The 20,266-nt window shown below is 53.5% G+C and carries 19 protein-coding genes; 13 read left to right on the plus strand and 6 right to left on the minus strand.

Features of this window, described 5'->3' with window-relative positions; translation table 11 throughout:
• Positions 1-198 precede the first annotated feature (198 nt).
• From VXK30_RS11395 to VXK30_RS11425, 7 genes are all read left to right on the plus strand, one after another.
• Positions 199-645, plus strand: coding sequence for a potassium channel family protein (locus tag VXK30_RS11395; RefSeq protein ID WP_275713743.1), 447 nt, complete (start codon positions 199-201; stop codon positions 643-645).
• Positions 642-1,082, plus strand: a complete 441-nt coding sequence (locus VXK30_RS11400; RefSeq protein ID WP_275713744.1) for a potassium channel family protein — start codon at positions 642-644, stop codon at positions 1,080-1,082. The genes VXK30_RS11395 and VXK30_RS11400 overlap by 4 nt, the downstream gene beginning before the upstream one ends.
• Positions 1,083-1,371: 289 nt before the next feature.
• Complete coding sequence (locus VXK30_RS11405) at positions 1,372-2,694, plus strand: HAD-IIB family hydrolase (RefSeq protein WP_275713745.1); 1,323 nt, start codon at positions 1,372-1,374, stop codon at positions 2,692-2,694.
• A 96-nt stretch (positions 2,695-2,790) separates the two neighbouring features.
• A complete protein-coding gene (locus tag VXK30_RS11410) occupies positions 2,791-3,714 on the plus strand; it encodes an AEC family transporter (RefSeq protein ID WP_275713746.1) in 924 nt (307 codons plus the stop codon).
• Between the two features lie 307 nt (positions 3,715-4,021).
• Positions 4,022-4,909: a transporter substrate-binding domain-containing protein gene (locus VXK30_RS11415; RefSeq protein WP_275713747.1), complete on the plus strand. Its 888-nt coding sequence runs from the start codon at positions 4,022-4,024 to the stop codon at positions 4,907-4,909.
• A 37-nt stretch (positions 4,910-4,946) separates the two neighbouring features.
• Positions 4,947-5,759 (plus strand): amino acid ABC transporter permease, encoded by an 813-nt coding sequence (locus VXK30_RS11420; protein WP_275713748.1) that lies wholly within the window; start codon positions 4,947-4,949, stop codon positions 5,757-5,759.
• On the plus strand, positions 5,747-6,496 hold the full coding sequence (locus tag VXK30_RS11425; protein ID WP_275713749.1) for an amino acid ABC transporter ATP-binding protein: 750 nt from the start codon (positions 5,747-5,749) through the stop codon (positions 6,494-6,496). Before VXK30_RS11420 ends, VXK30_RS11425 begins: the two co-directional genes overlap by 13 nt.
• Positions 6,497-6,698: 202 nt before the next feature.
• Here VXK30_RS11425 and VXK30_RS11430 read toward each other — a convergent pair whose 3' ends face one another.
• The 4 genes from VXK30_RS11430 to VXK30_RS11445 form a co-directional block, all read right to left on the minus strand.
• Positions 6,699-7,415, minus strand: coding sequence for a hypothetical protein (locus VXK30_RS11430; RefSeq protein WP_275713750.1), 717 nt, complete (start codon positions 7,413-7,415; stop codon positions 6,699-6,701).
• A 149-nt stretch (positions 7,416-7,564) separates the two neighbouring features.
• Positions 7,565-8,878, minus strand: coding sequence for a lipopolysaccharide biosynthesis protein (locus VXK30_RS11435; protein ID WP_275713751.1), 1,314 nt, complete (start codon positions 8,876-8,878; stop codon positions 7,565-7,567).
• Positions 8,879-8,966: 88 nt separating this feature from the next.
• Complete coding sequence (locus VXK30_RS11440) at positions 8,967-9,542, minus strand: ECF transporter S component (RefSeq protein WP_275713752.1); 576 nt, start codon at positions 9,540-9,542, stop codon at positions 8,967-8,969.
• A gap of 26 nt (positions 9,543-9,568) precedes the next feature.
• A complete protein-coding gene (locus VXK30_RS11445; RefSeq protein WP_275713753.1) occupies positions 9,569-10,096 on the minus strand; it encodes a TIGR04002 family protein in 528 nt (175 codons plus the stop codon).
• A 118-nt stretch (positions 10,097-10,214) separates the two neighbouring features.
• Between VXK30_RS11445 and pdxR the strand changes: the two genes are divergently transcribed.
• From pdxR to gatB, 6 genes are all read left to right on the plus strand, one after another.
• On the plus strand, positions 10,215-11,582 hold the full coding sequence (gene pdxR / locus VXK30_RS11450; RefSeq protein ID WP_275713754.1) for a MocR-like pyridoxine biosynthesis transcription factor PdxR: 1,368 nt from the start codon (positions 10,215-10,217) through the stop codon (positions 11,580-11,582).
• Between the two features lie 109 nt (positions 11,583-11,691).
• A complete protein-coding gene (gene pepT / locus VXK30_RS11455) occupies positions 11,692-12,909 on the plus strand; it encodes a peptidase T (protein ID WP_275713755.1) in 1,218 nt (405 codons plus the stop codon).
• Between the two features lie 154 nt (positions 12,910-13,063).
• On the plus strand, positions 13,064-14,815 hold the full coding sequence (gene aspS / locus VXK30_RS11460) for an aspartate--tRNA ligase (RefSeq protein ID WP_275713756.1): 1,752 nt from the start codon (positions 13,064-13,066) through the stop codon (positions 14,813-14,815).
• Positions 14,816-14,856: 41 nt separating this feature from the next.
• The gene (gene gatC / locus VXK30_RS11465; RefSeq protein WP_038324946.1) at positions 14,857-15,135 is read left to right on the plus strand and encodes an Asp-tRNA(Asn)/Glu-tRNA(Gln) amidotransferase subunit GatC; all 279 of its coding nucleotides are present in this window, start codon (positions 14,857-14,859) and stop codon (positions 15,133-15,135) included.
• A 9-nt stretch (positions 15,136-15,144) separates the two neighbouring features.
• A complete protein-coding gene (gene gatA, locus VXK30_RS11470) occupies positions 15,145-16,608 on the plus strand; it encodes an Asp-tRNA(Asn)/Glu-tRNA(Gln) amidotransferase subunit GatA (protein ID WP_275713757.1) in 1,464 nt (487 codons plus the stop codon).
• Positions 16,605-18,035 (plus strand): Asp-tRNA(Asn)/Glu-tRNA(Gln) amidotransferase subunit GatB, encoded by a 1,431-nt coding sequence (gene gatB / locus VXK30_RS11475; RefSeq protein WP_275713758.1) that lies wholly within the window; start codon positions 16,605-16,607, stop codon positions 18,033-18,035. Before gatA ends, gatB begins: the two co-directional genes overlap by 4 nt.
• A 70-nt stretch (positions 18,036-18,105) precedes the next feature.
• Here the strand turns inward: gatB and VXK30_RS11480 are convergent, their stop codons facing one another.
• Both VXK30_RS11480 and VXK30_RS11485 read right to left on the minus strand, forming a co-directional pair.
• On the minus strand, positions 18,106-19,566 hold the full coding sequence (locus VXK30_RS11480) for an MATE family efflux transporter (protein WP_275713759.1): 1,461 nt from the start codon (positions 19,564-19,566) through the stop codon (positions 18,106-18,108).
• A 68-nt stretch (positions 19,567-19,634) separates the two neighbouring features.
• Positions 19,635-20,081: a MarR family winged helix-turn-helix transcriptional regulator gene (locus VXK30_RS11485; protein WP_275713760.1), complete on the minus strand. Its 447-nt coding sequence runs from the start codon at positions 20,079-20,081 to the stop codon at positions 19,635-19,637.
• Positions 20,082-20,266: the final 185 nt, after the last annotated feature.

Consider the following 20,266-nt stretch of genomic DNA (forward strand, 5'->3'; position numbering starts at 1 on the left):
AAAACAGCTTCTGCGCTTATTTCTGCGAATAACGGGCAAAGATCCTGCCCGCCCGTGCTGCGTTATCTCGGAAGCGGACACCGCCGTTCTGCAAATGGGGACCGAACCCTTTTACGGAATCTTAACGTCTTTCCGCCATTCTTAACGCCACGATAATATCCGTTGTGCTAAGATAAGCAACAGAAAGAGGGAATCTTCATGCGATTGTTTGACAGCAAAAAAGACGGGACGATTCTCATAATCGGCTGCGGACGCCTGGGCAATTCCCTGGCGTGCGCTATGTCCAGTAAGGAATGGGACGTCACCGTAATTGACCCTGATGAGACTGCACTCAAAAGGCTGCCTTCCTCCTACAGCGGTTCCGTCCTTCTGGGGGACGGTACAGACAGCGATATTCTGGAATCTGCGGGAATACGAAAGGCCGATGCTTTGGTGGCGGCGACCGATGATGATGCCACTAATATTATGATTGCTCAGATTGCCGACTGTCACTACCCTGTAAAAAATATTCTTGCGTACATCAATGACATATCAAAAGCGATTTCCTGTTCTGAAATGAATATTACCGTGCTCTGTCCCGCCGCTCTTTCTGTTTACGAAGCTCAGCGGGTGTTACTTCATGATAAGGAAGCGAAAACCCTATGAATGTATTATTGGTGGGCGAACAAACGAAAACCCGCTTTCTGACAGGAGCACTGAAAGCACACGGACATCGCGTAAAAGTGATCGGCAAAGACTTCTGCTGGTGTAAAAAACTTACGGATGAATACGAAGTGGAAACCGTCTGCGGTGATGGAACCGATCCCGCCATACTAAAAGCAGCAGCGGCGGATAAAATGGATTTGATTGTAGCGCTCAGCAGTAAGGATGCGTTTAACCTGCTTGTCTGTGAAATAGCGAAAAAATATTTTCACACCCAGAAAACATTTGCCGTCGTAAACGACCCGAAAAACCAGGTGCTCTTTAAGGAACTCGGCGTAGATAAATGCGTTAGCATTACCCGGTTTCTGGAAGATCTGATCGAACAAGAAGAAACAGCGGATGAAACTGCGGCAATTCTATCCGGCTACGGAAAGGAATAAAACACCATACCATTCGGAACAGGAGGCCGTTACAAAACAGTCTTACCGAAAACATTATACAAAAAATGCACCTTGAACAGACTTTGCAAAAGTCGATTCAGGGTGCATTTCTTTCTGAGACCGTATGCCTGGTTTCGGGACCCTTTATGGTTTACACAAAGATCATATCTGGTATTGCAAAAAAATATAAACAATCCATAAGGATTGATTTTTCAAAAGATGAACGTTGCAAATTTATGGTGTTGTGGTAAACTAAGTAAAAATGAATATTATTTAGGAGTACTTGCAAATGCCCAAAATCGGAATGCGAATCATCAAATCCTCTGTGGCGGTTTTCCTTTGCTTCGCAATCTATCTTCTCCGCGGCGACGGAATTCCGTTTTATTCCGCAATAGCGTCCATTCTGTGCATGCAGCCGTATGTCTCCAACAGCCGGAAGGTCGCCTTTAACCGCATCATCGGCACCTTGATCGGCGGGACCGCCGGCATGCTTGTCATGATGGCGGAAAAGAGCTTTATCCCGCCGAATGTGCCGGTGCTGAAATATCTGCTGATTTCCGCCGTAATCATCCCGCTCATTTATATTACCGTACTTGCCAAAAAGACCTCCGCTTCCTATATTACCTGTGTTGTCTTTATGAGCATTACCGTTTCTCACGGCCAGGATGCGAGTCCTTATTTTTTCGCGCTGAACAGAATTTTAGACACGCTGATCGGCATCTTCGTGTCGCTGGGCGTGAACGCGTTTCATCTTCCCCGCAGAAAGAACGGCAATCTGCTGTTCGTAAGCGACCTGGACGGCACACTGACCAACTCCGACGGGCAGATCGGCAATTTCACCCGTTTCAAGCTGAACCAGCTCCTGCAAAGGGGCGCTATGATCACGGTGGCGAGCAAACGTTCGTCCTCTTCCATGGAGCCGATCCTGAAAGGAATCTCTTTTTCGCTTCCGGTGATTGCCATGAACGGCGCGGCGCTGTATGATATCAGGAAAAAGACCTATCTTTACAGCAAAAATATCCCTTACGCGACAGCGAAGGAAGTGCTGGGGGTATTTGACAAATACGGGCTGAACTGCTTTGTGCACACGATCATCAACGATATCCTTCATATTTATTACGGTGATTTTACCAATGCGGCGGAGGAGCGCTTTTACCACGAACAGAAGCTGCGGCCCTTAAAAAATTATATCTGCAACCCGCTGCCCGAAAACCGCGACGTGGTCTATATCATGGCGGTTGACCGGCTGGAAACCATCCGGAAGCTGCGCGAAGAAATTCTGAGCCTGAGCTGCGCCGGGCAAATCAGCGCGGTCTATTACCCCGACCGGAACAACGAAGGCCACTATTTTCTGGAAATCTACAGCGTGGAAGCCTCCAAGGAAAATGCCGTACTGGAACTGAAAAGGCGGTACGGGATGGAAAAGGTCGCCGCTTTTGGCGACGACGAGAGCGACGCGGGCATGATCGCAGCGGCGGACTACGGCTATGCGGTCGCCAACGCGACGGCCGGCCTGAAGGAAGCGGCGCCGCAGATCATCGGCAGTCAGGACAGCGACGCAGTTGTCAGGACCATAGAAAAGCTGTTCCATGCAAAACTCTTCCTAATATAATCTCTCTGCGGAAAGGACGCTTGAATTGAATCATTTCTACACCACCAAATTGGCCCGCGCAAAGACCTCTCTGACAAAGATCGGGGTGGATTTCTGATGCTTACTTCCTTTTTGACCATTTTTGAGAAGGTCATGATTCTGTTTATTATGATCCTCATCGGCTATCTCTGCGGGAGGACCGGGATGATTACGAAGCGCGGCGCGCAGCAGATTACTTCCATTCTGATGTACGTTGTAACGCCGTGCCTGATTATCGCCTCGCTGCAGAGCATCATCGGACAGATCGGCATCAAAGAGCTGATTTCCGCCGTATTCTGGTCGGCTTTTGCCATGGGTCTGGCGATTCTCGCCAGTATGCTCTTTTTCCGGAAAAATCCCGATCACCAGAAAAAAATTCTGCGTTTCGCAGCCGCCTACTCCAACAGCGGATTTATGGGGATTCCGCTTGTGGAAGCCGTCTTCGGCAGCACGGGAGTCGCCTACGCTTCCATGTACAATGCCGTGTTCAGTTTTTTTATGTGGACGCACGGTTATGCCAGCGTCAGCAGCAAACGCGCCCCGGGATTGAGGCAGATCGCCACCAATCCGGGAATTCTCGGGCTGGCGGTTGCCTTTCCGCTTTTTGCGTTCTCCGTCAGGCTGCCGGAAATTCTGGAATCCCCGATCGACTCTCTGGCCTCGATAAACACGCCGCTCGCCATGATCGTGGTGGGAGTTTACATTTCCGGAATCAACCTGAAGGAGCTGTTTACGGACCGCGGCCTTTACCTGCTTTCCGCTTTGAGGCTGGTCCTGCTCCCGGGCCTGACCCTTGTGCTGATGCTCCCGTTCAGCATTGACAAAATCGTGGCCTCCACCGTTTTACTGCTCTGCGCCGCTCCGTCGGCTACCGCCACCGCGATGTTTGCAGTCCAGTTCGGCGGGGACGCAAAGCTCGCCTCCAAGGCCGTGGCGCTGACGACCCTGTTTTCCGTGGCGACAATGCCTTTTTTCTGCGTTCTGGCAAAGCAGCTGTTCTGAAAACCCCGTTTTACATAACAATGAGAACTGTCGACATAAAAATATTTTTTTGAGGGGATGTTGCTTTAACGCTCTAACAAGGTGCAAAATGCATAAAACAGCCCAATCTGATGCATGATTTTTCAAGAAACAGCCATTGACATTTCCCTATAATCATATTATAATTTGCAATAATTCAGCAGGTTTAACAGATAAAGCGGTGTTTTTTTGCAGTCTTCATTCATCTTTCCTGCATATCAATCTGCTTCACTCAGGATTTCACCGGCGGTTTGCCGGTATTGCTTTTTTTAACGGAAGGGGTATTATTATGAAAAAGACAAAAAGGATTTTATCCGCCGTGCTCTGTGCGGCGATGGCAATCAGCCTGTTTTCTTTGGCGGGCTGTTCCAAAAGCGAGGCACAGTCCGCCGCTCCCGCCGCATCCGGCGCGGGAAGCACCGCTTCAAAAAAGGTGCTCAAGGTCGGCATGGAGTGCGCGTTTGCCCCGTACAACTGGACGCAGGCGGATGATTCCAACGGTGCGGTCCCGATTTCCAACAGCAGCGGCGAGTATGCCAACGGCTACGACGTTATGATGGCCAGGAAGATTGCCGACGCAATCGGATACGACCTGCAAATCGTCAAAACCGAATGGGACGGTCTTGCCCCCGGCGTATCCTCCGGCAAGCTGGACGCGGCGATCGCGGGCATGAGCATTACCAAGGAGCGTCTGCAGACCGTCGATTTCACGGATGTTTACTACAAAGCCTCCATTTACGCTCTTGTAAAGTCCGACAGCAAATACGCTTCCGCCAAGGGTGTGGCCGACCTGAAGGGCGCTTCCTGCACTTCCCAGCAAAACACCATCTGGTACGATATGCTCAACCAGATCCCGGACGCGAAAATCCATCCGGCCATGAAGAATGTTCCCGCGCTGATCGTGGCCCTGACCTCCGGCAAGACCGAGGTTTTTGTGACGGACAAGCCGACGGCCATGGCCGCCACCTCTACGAATAAAGATCTTGTCATGCTCGACTTTTCCACCGGCGGAGACGATTTCAAGGCGTCTGACGAAGACGTCAACCTCGGCATTGCGGTTTCGAAATCCGCCGCGGACTTAAAAGAAACCATCAATAAAGCCCTCGCTGAAATCAGTGAAGCCGACCGCGACAAAATCATGCAGGACGCGATTTCAAAGCAGCCGATGGCTCAATAACGATTGACTGCGTTCAGGCAGGAAGTGAGTGTAATCTATGAATCTCCCCAACGAAACCGATTTTTTCGGTTGGGTACTGTATCTGCTCGACAAATACGGAATGATTTTTCTGCGCGGAGCGGGCGTAACGCTGATGCTGGCGCTGGTCGGCACCCTGATCGGATGTTTGATCGGCCTTCTGGTCGGCGTATTGAGGACCTTGCCCTACAACAAAAAAGCCAATCCGGTCATCAAAATCCTGTATAAGGTCCTGCAGTTTATTTTAGCAGTATACATAGAAGTCTTTCGCGGGACCCCGATGATCGTTCAGGCCATGGTGCTCTACTATGGCTCCAAGCAGATGTTCGGCGTGGATATGAGCGCGATGTTCGCCGGGTTTTTCATCGTATCCATCAACACCGGGGCCTACATGGCGGAAACCGTACGCGGCGGCATCGACTCCATCGACGTGGGTCAGACGGAGGCCGCAAAGGCGATCGGCATGACGCACTGGCAGACCATGGTAAGCGTCATTATGCCGCAGACCCTGCGCAACATCCTTCCGCAGATCGGCAACAATCTGATTATCAACATCAAAGATACCTCCGTATTGAACATCATTTCTGTCACGGAGCTGTTCTTCTCCGGAAACTCCGCCGCCGGCGCCTACTTCCGGTATTTTGAAGTATTCTTTATCATCTGCGTGATCTATTTTATCATGACCTTTACCTGTTCGCGCCTGCTGCGCTGGATGGAGCGCAAGATCGACGGCTCCGGCTATTACTCTCTGGTAGAGACCGATATGATGGCCGACCCCTGCGGCCACAATCCTGTTAAGAAGCACGGAGGCAATCAAATATGGAAGAAGTAAACGCCCCGATCCTGCGGGTAAGCCATCTGAGCAAAAGCTTCGGCGACCATCAGGTGCTGAAGGATATCGACTTTGAAACCTATCACGGGAACGTCATCTGTATTATCGGCGCTTCCGGTTCCGGCAAGTCCACGCTCCTGCGCTGCATCAACCTGCTGGAAACGCCGACCTCCGGCCAGATTTTCTTTCACGGCAGGGACATCACCTCCAAGGGGAGCAACGTGAACGTGTACCGTTCCAAGGTGGGAATGGTGTTCCAGTCCTTTAACCTGTTCAACAACATGACCGTGCTCCAGAACTGCATGGCCGGTACAACAAAAGTACTCAGGAAGGATAAAAAAGCCGCGGAAGAAACCGCGATGAAATATCTGACGAAGGTCGGTATGGGCGAATACATCAACGCAAAACCCCACCAGCTTTCCGGCGGACAGCAGCAGCGTGTCGCCATTGCGCGCGCGCTGGCCATGGAGCCCGAAATGCTGCTGTTCGACGAACCGACCAGCGCGCTCGATCCCCAGATGGTCGGCGAAGTGCTGCAGGTTATGCGCGATCTTGTGCAGGAAGGCATGACCATGGTGATCGTGACCCATGAAATGGCCTTTGCCCGCGACGTTTCCTCCCGTGTCGTCTTTATGGCGGACGGCGTGGTGGCGGAAGAAAACACGCCGGAAGAGCTCTTTTCCAATCCTCAGCAGGAAAGCACCCGGGAGTTTTTGTCCCGTTTCCGCAATCAATAACACTCAGGCAGCAGACTGCAACAAATCGTGCCTTTGTCCCGGGTCTGAAGGCTCTTGCCGAATAGTCCATTTTACTGTATGAAAAAAAAACGCTTTGAACAGTCCTTTTCAGGACCGTATCAAAGCGCTTTTTGCTTTCAAAGGTTTTTTGCGGCGGCTGGGAATATTTGCTTCCGGCAGGCAGTTTTTATGTCCCGCTTCCTCAGGACTGGCCTGAACTGCTTGACTCTTCCGGTTTTTCGTGCGCGCCCCCGCCCAGAATCTGTACGGAAATCAGCTGGTCGGTTCCCGCTTCGCTGGTGACCTTTAACACGCTGCCGACGGTGATGTCGCTGAGGGAAGCGGACTCTCCGCTTTCATTACCGCTTGTATTTTTCACTCCTTTTGTACTGTATGTATCACTTGTATCCTCTGCGGAAGAAGCCGTGGAATCCGTCCCCTGTTCCTTTTTTCCGCCCGGAGTCTGCCGGTTTCCCCGCACGCTTTGTCTGGTAAGGATGCTTTCATCGGAAATGGTAATGGTTTTTGTTTCGCCGGTGAGCGTCAGCATTTCAAATCCGCCTGCGCCGCCGGAACCCGGCTGCCTTTGATTTTTCCCTTCGGAATTGTCGCCGCCAGACGCAGTATCGTCTTTCGACGGAAGGTCTCCCTTTTGTTCACTGCCGGAAGCTCCGCCTTTCCCGCTTCCCTGACGCCCGCCGCCCTCTCCGGGGTTCAAGGTCCCCAGAGCAAGAGTGATTTTACTGCCGTCAACCGCCGTCACCTTGCCGTACACGGTTGTCTGATTGTCCTTGCTCTGCTGGGAAGCCGACTGTGCCGCCGTCACGGCCGTTGTCTGCGAGGAACATGCCACAAGTCCGACAGTACAAACGGCGGCCAGCAACACCGCTTCCACCCGTTTTACCATACGATCCTTCATGATTTGCATCTCCATTCTAAAAAATTGGAAATATCTTCCTGACGTATGGTTATTATATTGGCGCAATGTGACGGTTGTATGTTCTTTATTTTAAAGCTGAATGAAAAAAGCCCGCGGACCGGCGCCCACAGGCTTTTTGTATCATTCCATTATCGTTTGATAATTTTCTGTACAATGGAAATTTCCTCTTTGCTCGGAATCAGGAGCCTGTAGAAAGGCGTTCTGGTAAACTTGCAGAAAATAATAATCGAGGTCACTCCCTGCGCCGTCAGCGAAATGGACGTCGACACCGCCGCGCCGTTGATGCCCATGCCGGGAATCAGGACAAAGCTGAGGACGATGTTGAACGCCACGCCGATCACCGTAGAGATGATATTCAGCTCCGGTTTTCCGTACGCCGCAATCGAGTTTGCCAGCACCTTCGCGTAAGTAATAAAGATGGAACCGATAATCAGGATGCGCAGCGCCGGAATGGCCGCGATATATTTCGGGAAAACAATCGGTACGAAAACCTGCGCCATCCAGGTCAGCAGGAACGCGCACACAAAAGTAATGTAGGTAACGATTTTGCAGGACATCAGCGTCAGCTTGACTTTATCCTCCTGCACCTTCATCCCGGCGATCCGTGACATGATGACCATACTGACGGCATTCGGCAAAAGCCAGACCTGCTCCATCAGTGTGGAGGCGAAGGAGTACACGCCGAGCGCGGCGACCTTGTAATATCCCTTGACAATAAAATTGGCGGCATAGGTGTTCACATAGGTCAGCATGTTGGAAACGTGGGATTTCAGGCTGTACTTTACCATGGTACCGGCGCCGACCAGCACATCGTCCTCTTCGCTTACCGCCTGTTCCGGACCCCTGCGCAGCACGGAAATACACATCCCGATCATGGCCACCATAATCAGAATGCTGGAAAGAATAATCACCAGCGGCGTTTTCCAGAAAAACACGCTGAACGCAAACACGGTGGTCAGCACGCGCTGAATCAGGGTGATGATATTATAGGCGCTGAACTTGTTCTCCCCGCGCAGAATGCAGGTGTAGACGGTGGATAAAAAGGAAAACACGCCGTAAACCACCGCAAGCACGCTGTATAAGAGAGGAGTGTCCGCAAAATAGCTGTCGCGCAGTACAAAAACGCTTGCAAGGCCGATGACGACGATCAGGACAACGATTCCGGCGCAGATTTTTGTCAGCGCTTTTTTCACGTTCTTCAGCCCGTAGCGCGACGTATAGTAAATCACCGCGGAGCTGACGCTCAGGGAAAGGAAGGTGACCAGAAGCGTCCCCACGTACTGCAGCTGCGTAATATATCCCTTGGAAGCCGGGTCCAGAACCCCCGTGATCACGAGGGAGGAAACGAACCCCATTACCGCGCCGAACGCGGTTGTGCCAAAGGTACTGAGCGCGTCGCGCACGATGGAACTTCTGATTTTACGGTCTTTTTTTTCTTTCATCTATCCTATACTCCAATACCTGCCGCTGTACTTTTTAGCAAGGAGTATATTATAGCATGATCGCAAAAAATTAACAATATTTCAATGGCTATTCCTGAAGTTTTCCGCCGACATGGTTTCTGTCGAGCGCTTTCCGAATAGTGAGGGAAAGCGGTACGGCCACCACGTCCGCAATCACCGCGTTCGTAAGGGTTACGGCGGCTTTGGTCGCGATTTTAATATTGACGACCTGCACCGCGGAGCCGATGAGCAGCTCCTTCACATAGGAGTAGCCGAGGTACAGGGCGCAGTAGCTTAAAGAGCCCGCGACCGCCGCAAGAATCAGGCGGGAAAGCTTTTTCGCGGATTTGTCCCCGCCCCAGGCGATGGTGCCGCAGACAAACGCCATCATAAACTTAAAGACCAGCGTAGAAGGTGCGCTGGAGGCCCAGCCGCCGATCAGGTCAAAGATAAACGAACCGATTCCCGCCGCCGCGCCGCCGTAAACCGGTCCTAAAAGCAGGCCGGACAGGATGCAGAACACGTTGCCGAGACCGATCATGGTTTTGTCGCCAAGCACGGGAATCGGAACGTTCAGATAGGTTCCCACCAGTACAAGCGCGCCCATCAGGCCGGTCAGCGCGACATTGACCGTCGTCTTTTGCCGATTTGTATTGAATTTCATGATAATACCCCAAAACTATGAATGATTTAATTCAGGACGCCGATACGGTTTTTGACATTCAACCGGTCCAGCGCGTTGCCCAGCAGGAAATAAGCCGCCGCGCTGGCGCTTGCCTGCACCAGATTGGCCGGTATCTCCGCCAGCGGAGAGACAAAGCTGTGCAGAAAAACGACCTCCGTCAGATAGTACCCGGCGATGCAGATCACCCCGGCGGCGACAGCCGCCGCGGCATTGCGCTTATGAAGAATCGTTTTGCCCGCCGCGGAAAAGCAGAGGACCATGGCCGATTTAATCAGGAAGGTCGGCAGCGCGTACGCTACGCTCCCCGTCAGCGCGTCGGACATCGCTTCGCCGATTCCCCCGGCGGCGATGGCAAACGGCGCGGGCAGAATACTGGCCGCAAGATAGAGGATGGAATCCCCCAGATGGATATATCCGCCCGTCGCGGGCGTAGGGATATGGAGGACATAGGCCGTAACCACAAAGATCATCGCGGCAAAAAGCGCCGTCATGACATAGGTTCCCGTCGCAGAAGACCGGTTCGTTTTCATCATCTAAACACTCCAATGATTGATTTGCTTTAAAGCTGTGCTATAATAATAGCGTATAACTGTTCATATTGAAATATACAGTTAATAAAAAAATGATCAGTACAGTTTTTGGAGGAAGCCCATGACCTACGATTATCTGATTTTGGACGCCGATTCGGGCACCCCGCTTTATCAGCAGCTTTACCTCACTATGAAAGCCGCCATTGAGGCCGGACATCTCGCGAAGGGAGAGCGCCTTCCTTCCATCCGCAAGCTGGCGGAGGATTTAAAACTGAGCTGCACGACGGTAGAAAACGCGTATCAGCAGCTTTGCGTGGAAGGCTATATCCAGTCCCGGCCGCAGCGCGGCTATTTTGTTCTGGCTGTGGCGCACGACGACGGGCGGCAAAAGCCGCGCCGCGTCGGTACCCCTCTGCCGAGTGCCCCTCCCATCCGCTATAATTTCGGCAGCGACTGCGTGGACAGCGACAATATCGACATCAGGGCCTGGCGGCGCCATATCCGCGACGTGCTGAACCGTCAGGAGGTCATCGCCGGGTACGGCGAGCATCAGGGGGAGCGCTCTCTGCGTGAGGCGCTTTCCGCCTACAGCTACAGCGTCCGGGGGGTGGTCGCTTCCCCGGAGCAGATCGTCATCGGCGCGGGCACACAGCCGCTGTTAACCATATTATGCGGATTATTAAACAGGGATGATACGCGCGTTGCCATGGAAGAGCCGGGATTTCTGCAGGCTGAACAGATTTTCTCCGACTGCGGACTGGATGTCCTGCAGCTGCCGGCGGACGAAAGCGGCATCCGGATGGACGCGCTGGAAAAAAGCGGTGCGAGGCTGCTGTTCGTCAGTCCCTCCAACCGGGTCCGCACGGGAACGAGCCTGCCCATGGGCAGGCGGGCCGAGCTGCTGAACTGGGCGCGGGAAACCGGCGCGATCATCCTTGAGGACGACTACAACGGCGAGCTGCGCTACAACGCGCGCCCGATCCCGGCCATGCAGAGCATGGCGGGCGGGGAAAGCATCGTTTACATCGGCTCCTTCTCCAAGCTTCTGCTTCCTTCGGTGCGTATCGGCTATATGGTGCTGCCGGAAAATCTTCTGGAACGCTACCGCGCGCGGGCCAGCCGCTACAACCAGACCGCCTCCAAAATCGAGCAGCTGGCTCTGAGCGGGTACGTGAAAAGCGGACAGCTGGAGCGCCACCTGCGCCGGCTGAGAAAGCTGTACGCCGCCAAGAGCACCGCACTGATCAAAGCCCTGAAAAGCGCTTTCGGCGACAGCGTCGATATTTTGCTGGAGGAGACGTTTCTGTACCTGATCCTGGACGTGAAAACCGGGCTATCATCGCAGGAGCTCTGCGCCCTGGCGGCGGAGAAGGGCGTCCGGACCATGCCGCCGCAGGAAGGGACCTCCAGAATCAGGCTCGGCTTCGCGGGGATTCCCCTCGGGGAAATCGGCGCGGCGGTGGACTGCCTGAAAAGCGCGTGGTCCTGATTGTTTTTTCCGGCTTATCGTAGTAAAATAGGGTACATTAACAGATAATGGAATCAGTCCGCATCCCGCCGATGCGGCGGATTTCCATCGGATAAAGGAGAAGCATAACATGCGAGCATATGAAAGATTTCTGAAATACGTCGGCTTTGACACCACCTCCGACGAAAACGCCCCGGAAAACGTCTGCCCCAGCACCGAAAAACAGAAGGAGCTGGCAAAGTTTCTGGTGGAGGAAATGAAGGGGCTGGGCCTTTCCGACGCCCACATGGACGAAAACGGCTACGTCTACGGGACGCTTCCCGCAAACTGTGAGGAAAAGCTGCCGGTGATCGGGCTGATTTCCCACATGGACACCAGCCCGTCCGCGAGCGGCGCCGGGATCAGGCCGAGAATCGTGGAAAATTACGACGGCGGGGACATCGTCCTCAATCAGGAAAAACAGATCGTGATGAGCCCCGCGAAATTTGAAAGCCTGCGCGATTACAAGGGCAAGGATTTAATCGTCACCGACGGCACCACCCTGCTGGGCGCCGACGACAAAGCCGGTGTGGCGGAAATCATGACCGTCCTGGAAAAACTGAGCGGCGGCGGGATAAAGCACGGAAAAATCGCGGTCGGCTTCACCCCGGACGAGGAAATCGGGCGCGGGGCGGACAGGTTCGACGTCGAACATTTCGGGGCGGATTACGCCTACACGGTGGACGGCGGAAGGCTGGGGGAAATTGAGTACGAAAACTTCAACGCGGCGGCCGCGACGGTCACGGTAAACGGGGTGAACATCCACCCGGGCGACGCGAAAAACAAGATGAAGAACGCGCTTTTGATGGGCGTTGAATTCAACTCCATGCTTCCTCCGAACGAAATTCCCGCCTGTACCGAGGGCTACGAGGGCTTCCACCACCTGAGCCACATGGAGGGCGACGAGGAAAAAGCCGTTCTGCGCTATATTATCCGCGACCACGACATGAACCAGTTTACGGAGAAAAAAGCCCGTTTTGAAAAAGTCGCCCGCTATCTCAACGAAAAATACGGGGACAATACCATTGAGCTCACCCTGCGGGATTCCTACTACAATATGAAAGAAAAAATAGAGCCGCATATGTTTATCATTGAAAAGGCAAAAAAGGCCATGAAGGACGCGGGCGTGGAGCCGGAGATCGTAGCCATCCGCGGCGGCACGGACGGCGCAAGGCTTTCGTACATGGGCCTTCCCTGCCCCAACCTTTCCACCGGCGGCCACAATTTTCACGGCCGGTTCGAGTACGTTCCGGTCCAGTCCATGGACAGCATGGCGGACGTACTCCTGAATATTGTAAAGGCGGAATGAATTTTGTATCGCATTTCCCTGCAAAATATGATATAGTAAAGTGATAAAGTGCAAATCGGCGGAAAAACAGCGGAGTTCCCGTTGCCGAAAAATGCATTTTATGGTATAATTATGCTTTAAATTAAGAAAGTGCTTAAAGGGGATTAACGGAATTATGATTTGTGTGAACCAGTACCGCACCCATCTGTGCGGGGAAGTCAGCGAAAAGGACATTGGCAGCGAAGTGCGCGTCGCCGGCTGGGTGGAAAACATCCGCGACCACGGCGGCGTAAAATTTCTGGATCTGCGCGACCATTACGGCGTGGTCCAGATCGTTGTTCATGACGAAAGCCTGCTGGAAAACGTAACGAAAGAATGCACCATTACCGCCGCCGGCACCGTTATACTGCGCGACGAAGACACTGTTAATCCCAAAATTAATACCGGCACGGTGGAGGTAAAGGTCTCCGCCCTCACCGTGCTGGGCAAAACACTGAACAGCCTGCCGTTTGAAGTGGATTTGTCGAAGGAAACCAAGGAGGACGTCCGTCTGAAATACCGCTTTCTCGATCTGCGCAACCCGAAAGTGCACCAGAATATCGTCCTGCGCTCCCAGCTGATTGCTTTTCTGCGCAGCAAGATGACGGAAATGGGCTTTCTGGAAATCCAGACGCCGATTCTCAGCGCCTCTTCTCCGGAGGGCGCGCGCGACTATCTGATTCCCAGCCGCAGGCACGCGGGCAAATTCTATGCCCTGCCGCAGGCGCCGCAGATTTTCAAGCAGCTTCTGATGGTGTCGGGCTTCGACCGCTATTTCCAGATCGCCCCCTGCTTCCGCGATGAGGACGCGAGGGCCGACCGTTCTCCCGGCGAGTTTTATCAGCTCGACTTTGAGATGGCGTTCGCCACGCAGGAGGACGTTTTCTCGGTCGCGGAGGAAGTGCTGGGCGCGACCTTTGAGAAATTTTCCGATAAAAGGGTCTCCAAAGCACCGTTTGTGCGCATTCCCTACGAGGAATCCATGCTGAAATACGGCACAGACAAGCCCGACCTGCGCAATCCGCTGACCATTCTCGATATTACCGACCTGTTTGAAGATACCGCCTTTGCCCCGTTCAAGGGCAAAACGGTCCGCGCAATCAACGTGCCGGACTGCGTTGCCCAGCCGAAGAGCTTCTTCGAGAACATGCTCAAATTCGCGGAAGGAATCGGCATGAAGGGTCTCGGCTACATCAGCGTCACCGCTGAAAACGAGTACAAGGGCCCGATCAACAAATATCTGCCGGACGACAAACGCGAGGAGCTGACCCGCCGCGCGGGGCTGAAGCCCGGCTGCGTGATCTTTTTCATTGCCGACGACCGCGAGACGGCCCCAAAGCTTGCGGGACAGATCCGCACGGAGCTTGGCGAAAGGCTTGACCTGATCGACAGGGACGCGTTTGAGCTGTGCTTTATTGTGGACTTCCCGATGTACGAGATCGACGAGGACACCGGGAACTACGTCTTCACCCACAACCCGTTCTCCATGCCGCAGGGTGAAATGGAGGCGCTGACGGCCAAAAAGCCGGAGGAGGTTCTGGCTTACCAGTACGATATCGTCTGCAACGGCGTGGAGCTTTCCTCCGGCGCGGTGCGCAACCATGACATCGCCGTGATGGTCAAAGCGTTTGAAATTGCCGGTTACACGGAAGAAGATATCCAAACCAAATTCACCTCGCTCTACAACGCGTTCCAGTACGGCGCGCCCCCGCACGCGGGCATGGCCCCGGGCGTGGACCGGATGCTGATGCTGCTGACCGGCGAGGATAACATCCGCGAAGTGATCGCGTTCCCGATGAACTCCAACGCGCAGGACGTGCTGATGGGCTCTCCCGGAGAAGTCACCGAGCAGCAGCTGCGCGAGGTTCACATCAAGCTGAGAAAATAAGCCCGGAGCCTGTTTTTGGCCCGGACCGAAGGAGGGCTTTCATGATTACCCATGAGGAAATATTGAATATCGCCAATCTGGCGAAGCTTTCCGTCAGTGACGAAGAGCTGGACGAACTGACGAAGGATATGAGCGAAATCATCGGCTTTGCCGATACGATCAACGCCGCCAGCGCCGACGCTTCCGATTTTGACAATATCAACAACCTCTCCAATGTCTTCCGGGAGGACACCGTCGTCCCCTCCTACGACCGGGAAGAGATCCTGAAAAACGCCGAGAGCCGGGACGACGGATATTTTCTGGTCAAAAAACGTGTGTAGGAGGTACGGATGGAAAGTCAGATCAAAAAGCTGCACGGGCTGATGCAGTCCCGGCAGATCAGCTGTCAGGAGCTTACACAGAACTATCTCGACGCGATGGAACGCGACAATATAAAAATCAACGCCTATGTCAACCCCACGGCGGAGCTGGCAATGGAAACGGCAAAGGCTGTGGACAAAAAAATCGCTTCCGGTGAAGAGCTTTCCCCCCTCGCGGGAATTCCGATGACTCTCAAGGACAATATCTCCACCAAAGGAATCGAAACCACCTGCTGTTCCAACATTCTGAAGGGCTATTACCCGATTTATGACGCGACAGTATGGGACATTCTGCAGCGGCAGAACGCCGTACTGCTTGGAAAGACAAATATGGACGAGTTCGCCATGGGCTCCTCCTGCGAGACCTCCTGCTTCGGCGGGGCGCTGAACCCCCACGACCTTTCCCGCGTGGCGGGCGGCAGCTCCGGCGGCGTGGCCTCCGCGGTCGGCGGCAATCTTGCCGTTTACGGGCTTGGTTCCGACACGGGCGGCTCTATCCGCCAACCCGCGAGCTTCTGCGGCCTGGTCGGCTTAAAACCGACCTACGGCGCCGTTTCCCGGTACGGGCTGATCGCCTACGCGTCCAGCTTTGACCAGATCGGGCCGATCACCGCGACGGTGGAGGACGCCGCGCTAATTTACGACGCGATTTCCCGGTACGACGAAAAGGATTCGACGTGCCGCGGCAATACCGGAAAACCGGTCAGCGAGAGCCTGAACAACAGCATCAAAGGCATGAAAATCGGAATTGCGAAGGAGTACTTCGACGGCATCCGCGACGATGTGAACGGCGCGGTACAGAACGCGCTGAAGGTCTGCGAGTCGCTCGGCGCCGAGATCGTCTATTTCGATATGCCCGCTTTAAAATACAGCCTGCCGGTGTATTATATTCTGGCGTGCGCGGAGGCTTCTTCCAACCTCGGCCGGTACGACGGCATCCGCTACGGTTACCGCACCCCGCACTACGGCGACCGCAATGAAATGATCTGCAAAACGCGCAGCGAGGGCTTTGGCAGGGAAGTCAAGCGCAGGATCCTGCTGGGCACCTACGTGCTGAGCGCGGGGTACTACGACGCGTATTATAAAAAAGCGCAGAATCTGCGCGGCACGCTGGTCAAAGCGTTTCAGGACGCTTTCGGGAAATGCGACGCAATTCTCGCCCCCACCGTCCCCATGACGGCTTTCCCGCTGAACTTCACCGCACAGGACGCGGTGGAAACATATCAGACGGACATCTGCACCGTGCCGGTGAACATCGCGGGCCTGCCCGCCGTCTCCATCCCCTGCGGCTTTGACGCCGCGGGCCTGCCCATCGGCATGCAGCTGATCGGCAGCAGCTTCAGCGAGGCGGTCATCCTGAATATTGCGCATCAGTATGAATCGGCCGTGGGAAACACGGTTTTCCGCTCTGCGGACATGGGGGTGAAGCTATGAGTAATTACGAGCTGGTCTGCGGACTGGAAACTCATATTGAATTATCCACCAAAACGAAAATTTTCTGTTCGTGCACCACGGAGTTCGGCGGCGACCCGAACACCCACTGCTGCCCCGTCTGCATCGGGCTGCCGGGCACTCTGCCCAAGCTGAATAAAAAAGTGGTCGAATACGCCGTTATGGCCGGTCTGGCGACCAACTGCGAAATCAGCCCGGTTTCCAAAATGGATCGCAAAAACTACGTGTACCCCGACCTGCCGAAGGCATACCAGATTTCACAGTACGATATGCCGCTGTGCAAAAACGGATATGTGGAGCTGAGCAACGGCAGAAAGGTCCGTATCCTGCGCATCCATATTGAAGAGGACGCCGGAAAGCTGGTCCACCAGCGCGGCAGCACCTATGTGGATTATAACCGCGGCGGCGTGCCGCTGATTGAAATCGTTACCGAGCCCGACATCCGCAGCATTGACGAAGCGAGGGAATATCTGGAAAGGCTGCAGCTCGTCATGCGCTTTCTCGGTATTTCGGACTGTAAAATGCAGGAAGGCTCCATGCGGTGCGACGTGAATGTTTCCGTACGTCCGCAGGGAACCGAAGCATTCGGCACAAGGACCGAAATTAAAAATATGAACTCCTTCACCCACATGGCCAAGGCGATGGAATACGAGGTGAACCGCCAGATCGACCTGCTGCAGAGCGGCGAAAAGGTCGTGCAGGAAACCCGCCGCTACAACGAGGAGGACGACTGCACCGAAAGCATGCGCGGCAAGGAAGACGCCCACGATTACCGCTATTTTCGCGAGCCGGACCTCGTGACCATTCAGGTTTCCGAAGAGACGGTCGCCCAGTTAAGGGAAAAGCTGCCGGAGCTGCCCCATCAAAGGCTGGAGCGCTACCGGGCCGAATTCGGAATTCCCGAAGCCGACGCGCAGCAGCTGATCAAATACCGCAGGATCGCGGACTATTTTGAGGCCGCGATTGACGGCGTTCAGAATCCAAAGGTCGTTGCGAACTGCATGATCGGACAGATTTTCAGCCGTCTGGACGGAGACAGCGCGAAAGAAAGCTTTCAGGTAAACGTAACGCCCGAAAACTTAAATGCGCTTGTGAAGCTGCTGGACGAAGGCAAAATCAAAATGAACCTTTTAAAGGCGACGCTTGAAAAAATGCTCGACACCGGAAAAGCTCCGGGCGAACTCATCAGCGAGGCCGACATGGGCGGTGTAGACGCGGATGCTCTTAAATCCGTCTGCGAGCAGGCTATCGCCTCCAATCCCAACGCAGTGTCGGATTACCTCTCCGGCAAAGAAAAGGCGCTCAAGGCCATTCTGGGCTCCGTTATGAAAGCGACACGGGGCCGCGCGGACGCAATGGAAGCGGAAAAGCTGCTGATTCAGCTGATACAGGGAGCCAACGCCAAATAATCAAAAAGAAACCTTGCATAAAATATGCCTTGATCGGCTTTGGTAATCCGATCAAGGCATTTCTTTGTTCTCAGCTCTTCCGTTCCCCGTCATCCGCAGCGGGGTCCTGCGCATCTGTGTTTTTCTCATTCACAGCCCCGGAGCAAGCTTCCCTCTCCTGTGCCGGGGATAAGGCGTCTGTCCGAAGGGGTGGCTCCCGCAAAGCGTCCGTCCGTTTCTGTCTGGTCCATACAAGAAAGACCAGCATCACGAAAGTTGTAATCAGATCGGCGACCGCCTGCGCGTAGTAAATCCCGTTTTCCATCCACAGACGTTCCATCAGGATCAAAATCGGAAGGTAGATGATTCCCTGTCTGGAAATACTGAATACAAATCCTGACTTGCTGTATTTGATGCAGAGCAGATATACGATCGCCATCGCCTGAAAGCCATAGGTGAAAAACAAAACGCTTGCCCCGATCATTGCCCGTATGCCCAGCTTAACGACGGCGGGGTCCCTGGAAAACGCGGCAACAATCGGCTGCGCAAACAGAATTTGCAGACCCGCCAGAATCACGCCGCCTGAAATCGCCCACAGATATGCCTTCCGGGTGGCCTCTTTAATACGGTCGAAATGACGCGCGCCGTAATTATAGGAAATAAAGGTCTGATACCCTCTTGAAAATCCGGTAATGGCAAACGTCGTCATCCCCACCATACGGTTGGCGATCCCCAGCGCGGCAATGGTGTTGTCGCCGTACGGAGCCGCCACAACGTTTGCCGCGCTGATGGACAGACTCTGAAAAAGGTTGATCGTAAAGATGGGAATCCCCGTTTTGAGAATCGGTTTTATAGACCATGACTGAAAGCGGATGTTTTTGACGGAAAGGGTCAAGTAGCTCTTCCCTCTCAGATAATACGGCAGCAAAATCGCAACACTGATGAACTGCCCGATGACATCAGTCACGGCGGCGCCCACAATTCCCATCTTCAGCGGCCAGATAAAGATCGGGTCCAGAATGATGTTTACCATGGAACCCACGATCTGGGACCACGTGCTGAGCGCTACCGCGCCTTCGGCGCGTACGAGATTCATCAGGCAGATGGACGGGATCTGAAACAAAAAACCCACAATCAGGATTCCCGTGTAATTCAGCGCATAGGGCATCACCTCGGCGGAGGCGCCCATTGCCCTGAGCAAAGGCCGCAGAAACAGCAGGACGAGCTGAAACCCTACGCTTGCAAGTACACAGTAAAAAAGAGTCGACGAAAGCACGATCTCCGCTTTTTTCTTCTCGCCCGCCCCGAGAAGCTCGGAAATATACGCCGCCGCCCCGTTTCCGAAAAGCAGACCGATTCCGGGAATGAACGTGACAAGAGGATAGGCGATGGAAATCGCTCCCATCGCCGCGGTACCCAGCTGCGCCACAAAGAAGCTGTCGATAAAATTGTAGAACCCCGTCATCAGCAGCCCGACGATCGTTGGCATTCCTAAGTACAGCAAAGCGGTATTCACTTTCCCGCTCTCCATCACAGCCAATCTTTTATTCACTGAAAATTACCCCTTCCAATCCGTTTAGCTGCTATACGATTGTGCAAAAAAAATAGCGCCTTGCAGCACTATTCCCATTTTTTCTGAATCTCCTCTAAAAACTCACAGATTACCGCGCGCTTTTGCCCGTCATAGTTTTGCACTACGTCAGAAACTTTCCCATCAAGCTCTTTGTGATAGCGGCGATGCTCTTCAAAAGCCTTTTGGCCCTTTTGCGTCAGCCGCACAATGACCCTCGCTTTATTGCCGGAATCCGCCGCCTTCATCAGATACCCTTTTTCCTCAAGCTTCTTTACCATTTGAGAAACAGCTCCCTTTGTCACCCGAATGGACTTGGCAATATCGGAGATACAGTAACTTTCGTTGCTTCCGATAAAATCAATCAAATGTATTTCAGCAATAAAAAGCTCATGATCCGTACCAAAAGTGCGGGATCTTCTATCGTATTTATTAAATTGTTCCACGGCATCCAGGAGACGCCTTGAGATTTTCTGCGCATCGTATTGCTTTTCCATGTTCTCAATTGTATACCTGCTAAACCCTGTTGTCAAGGAGTTTTGAAAACCAGGAAAAGTCTATAAAGCCGTAAATTACAAGCCCTCCCTGTTGTAAAGGAGGAACAAAACTGCTTCTCTCCGGCAACAGGAAGGGTTCTATCAAAATGTTATGGCTGTCGTTGAAGCAAGCGGATTTTGCCCGT

This window comes from Caproiciproducens sp. CPB-2 (assembly GCF_036287215.1).
Classification (GTDB): domain Bacteria; phylum Bacillota; class Clostridia; order Oscillospirales; family Acutalibacteraceae; genus Caproiciproducens.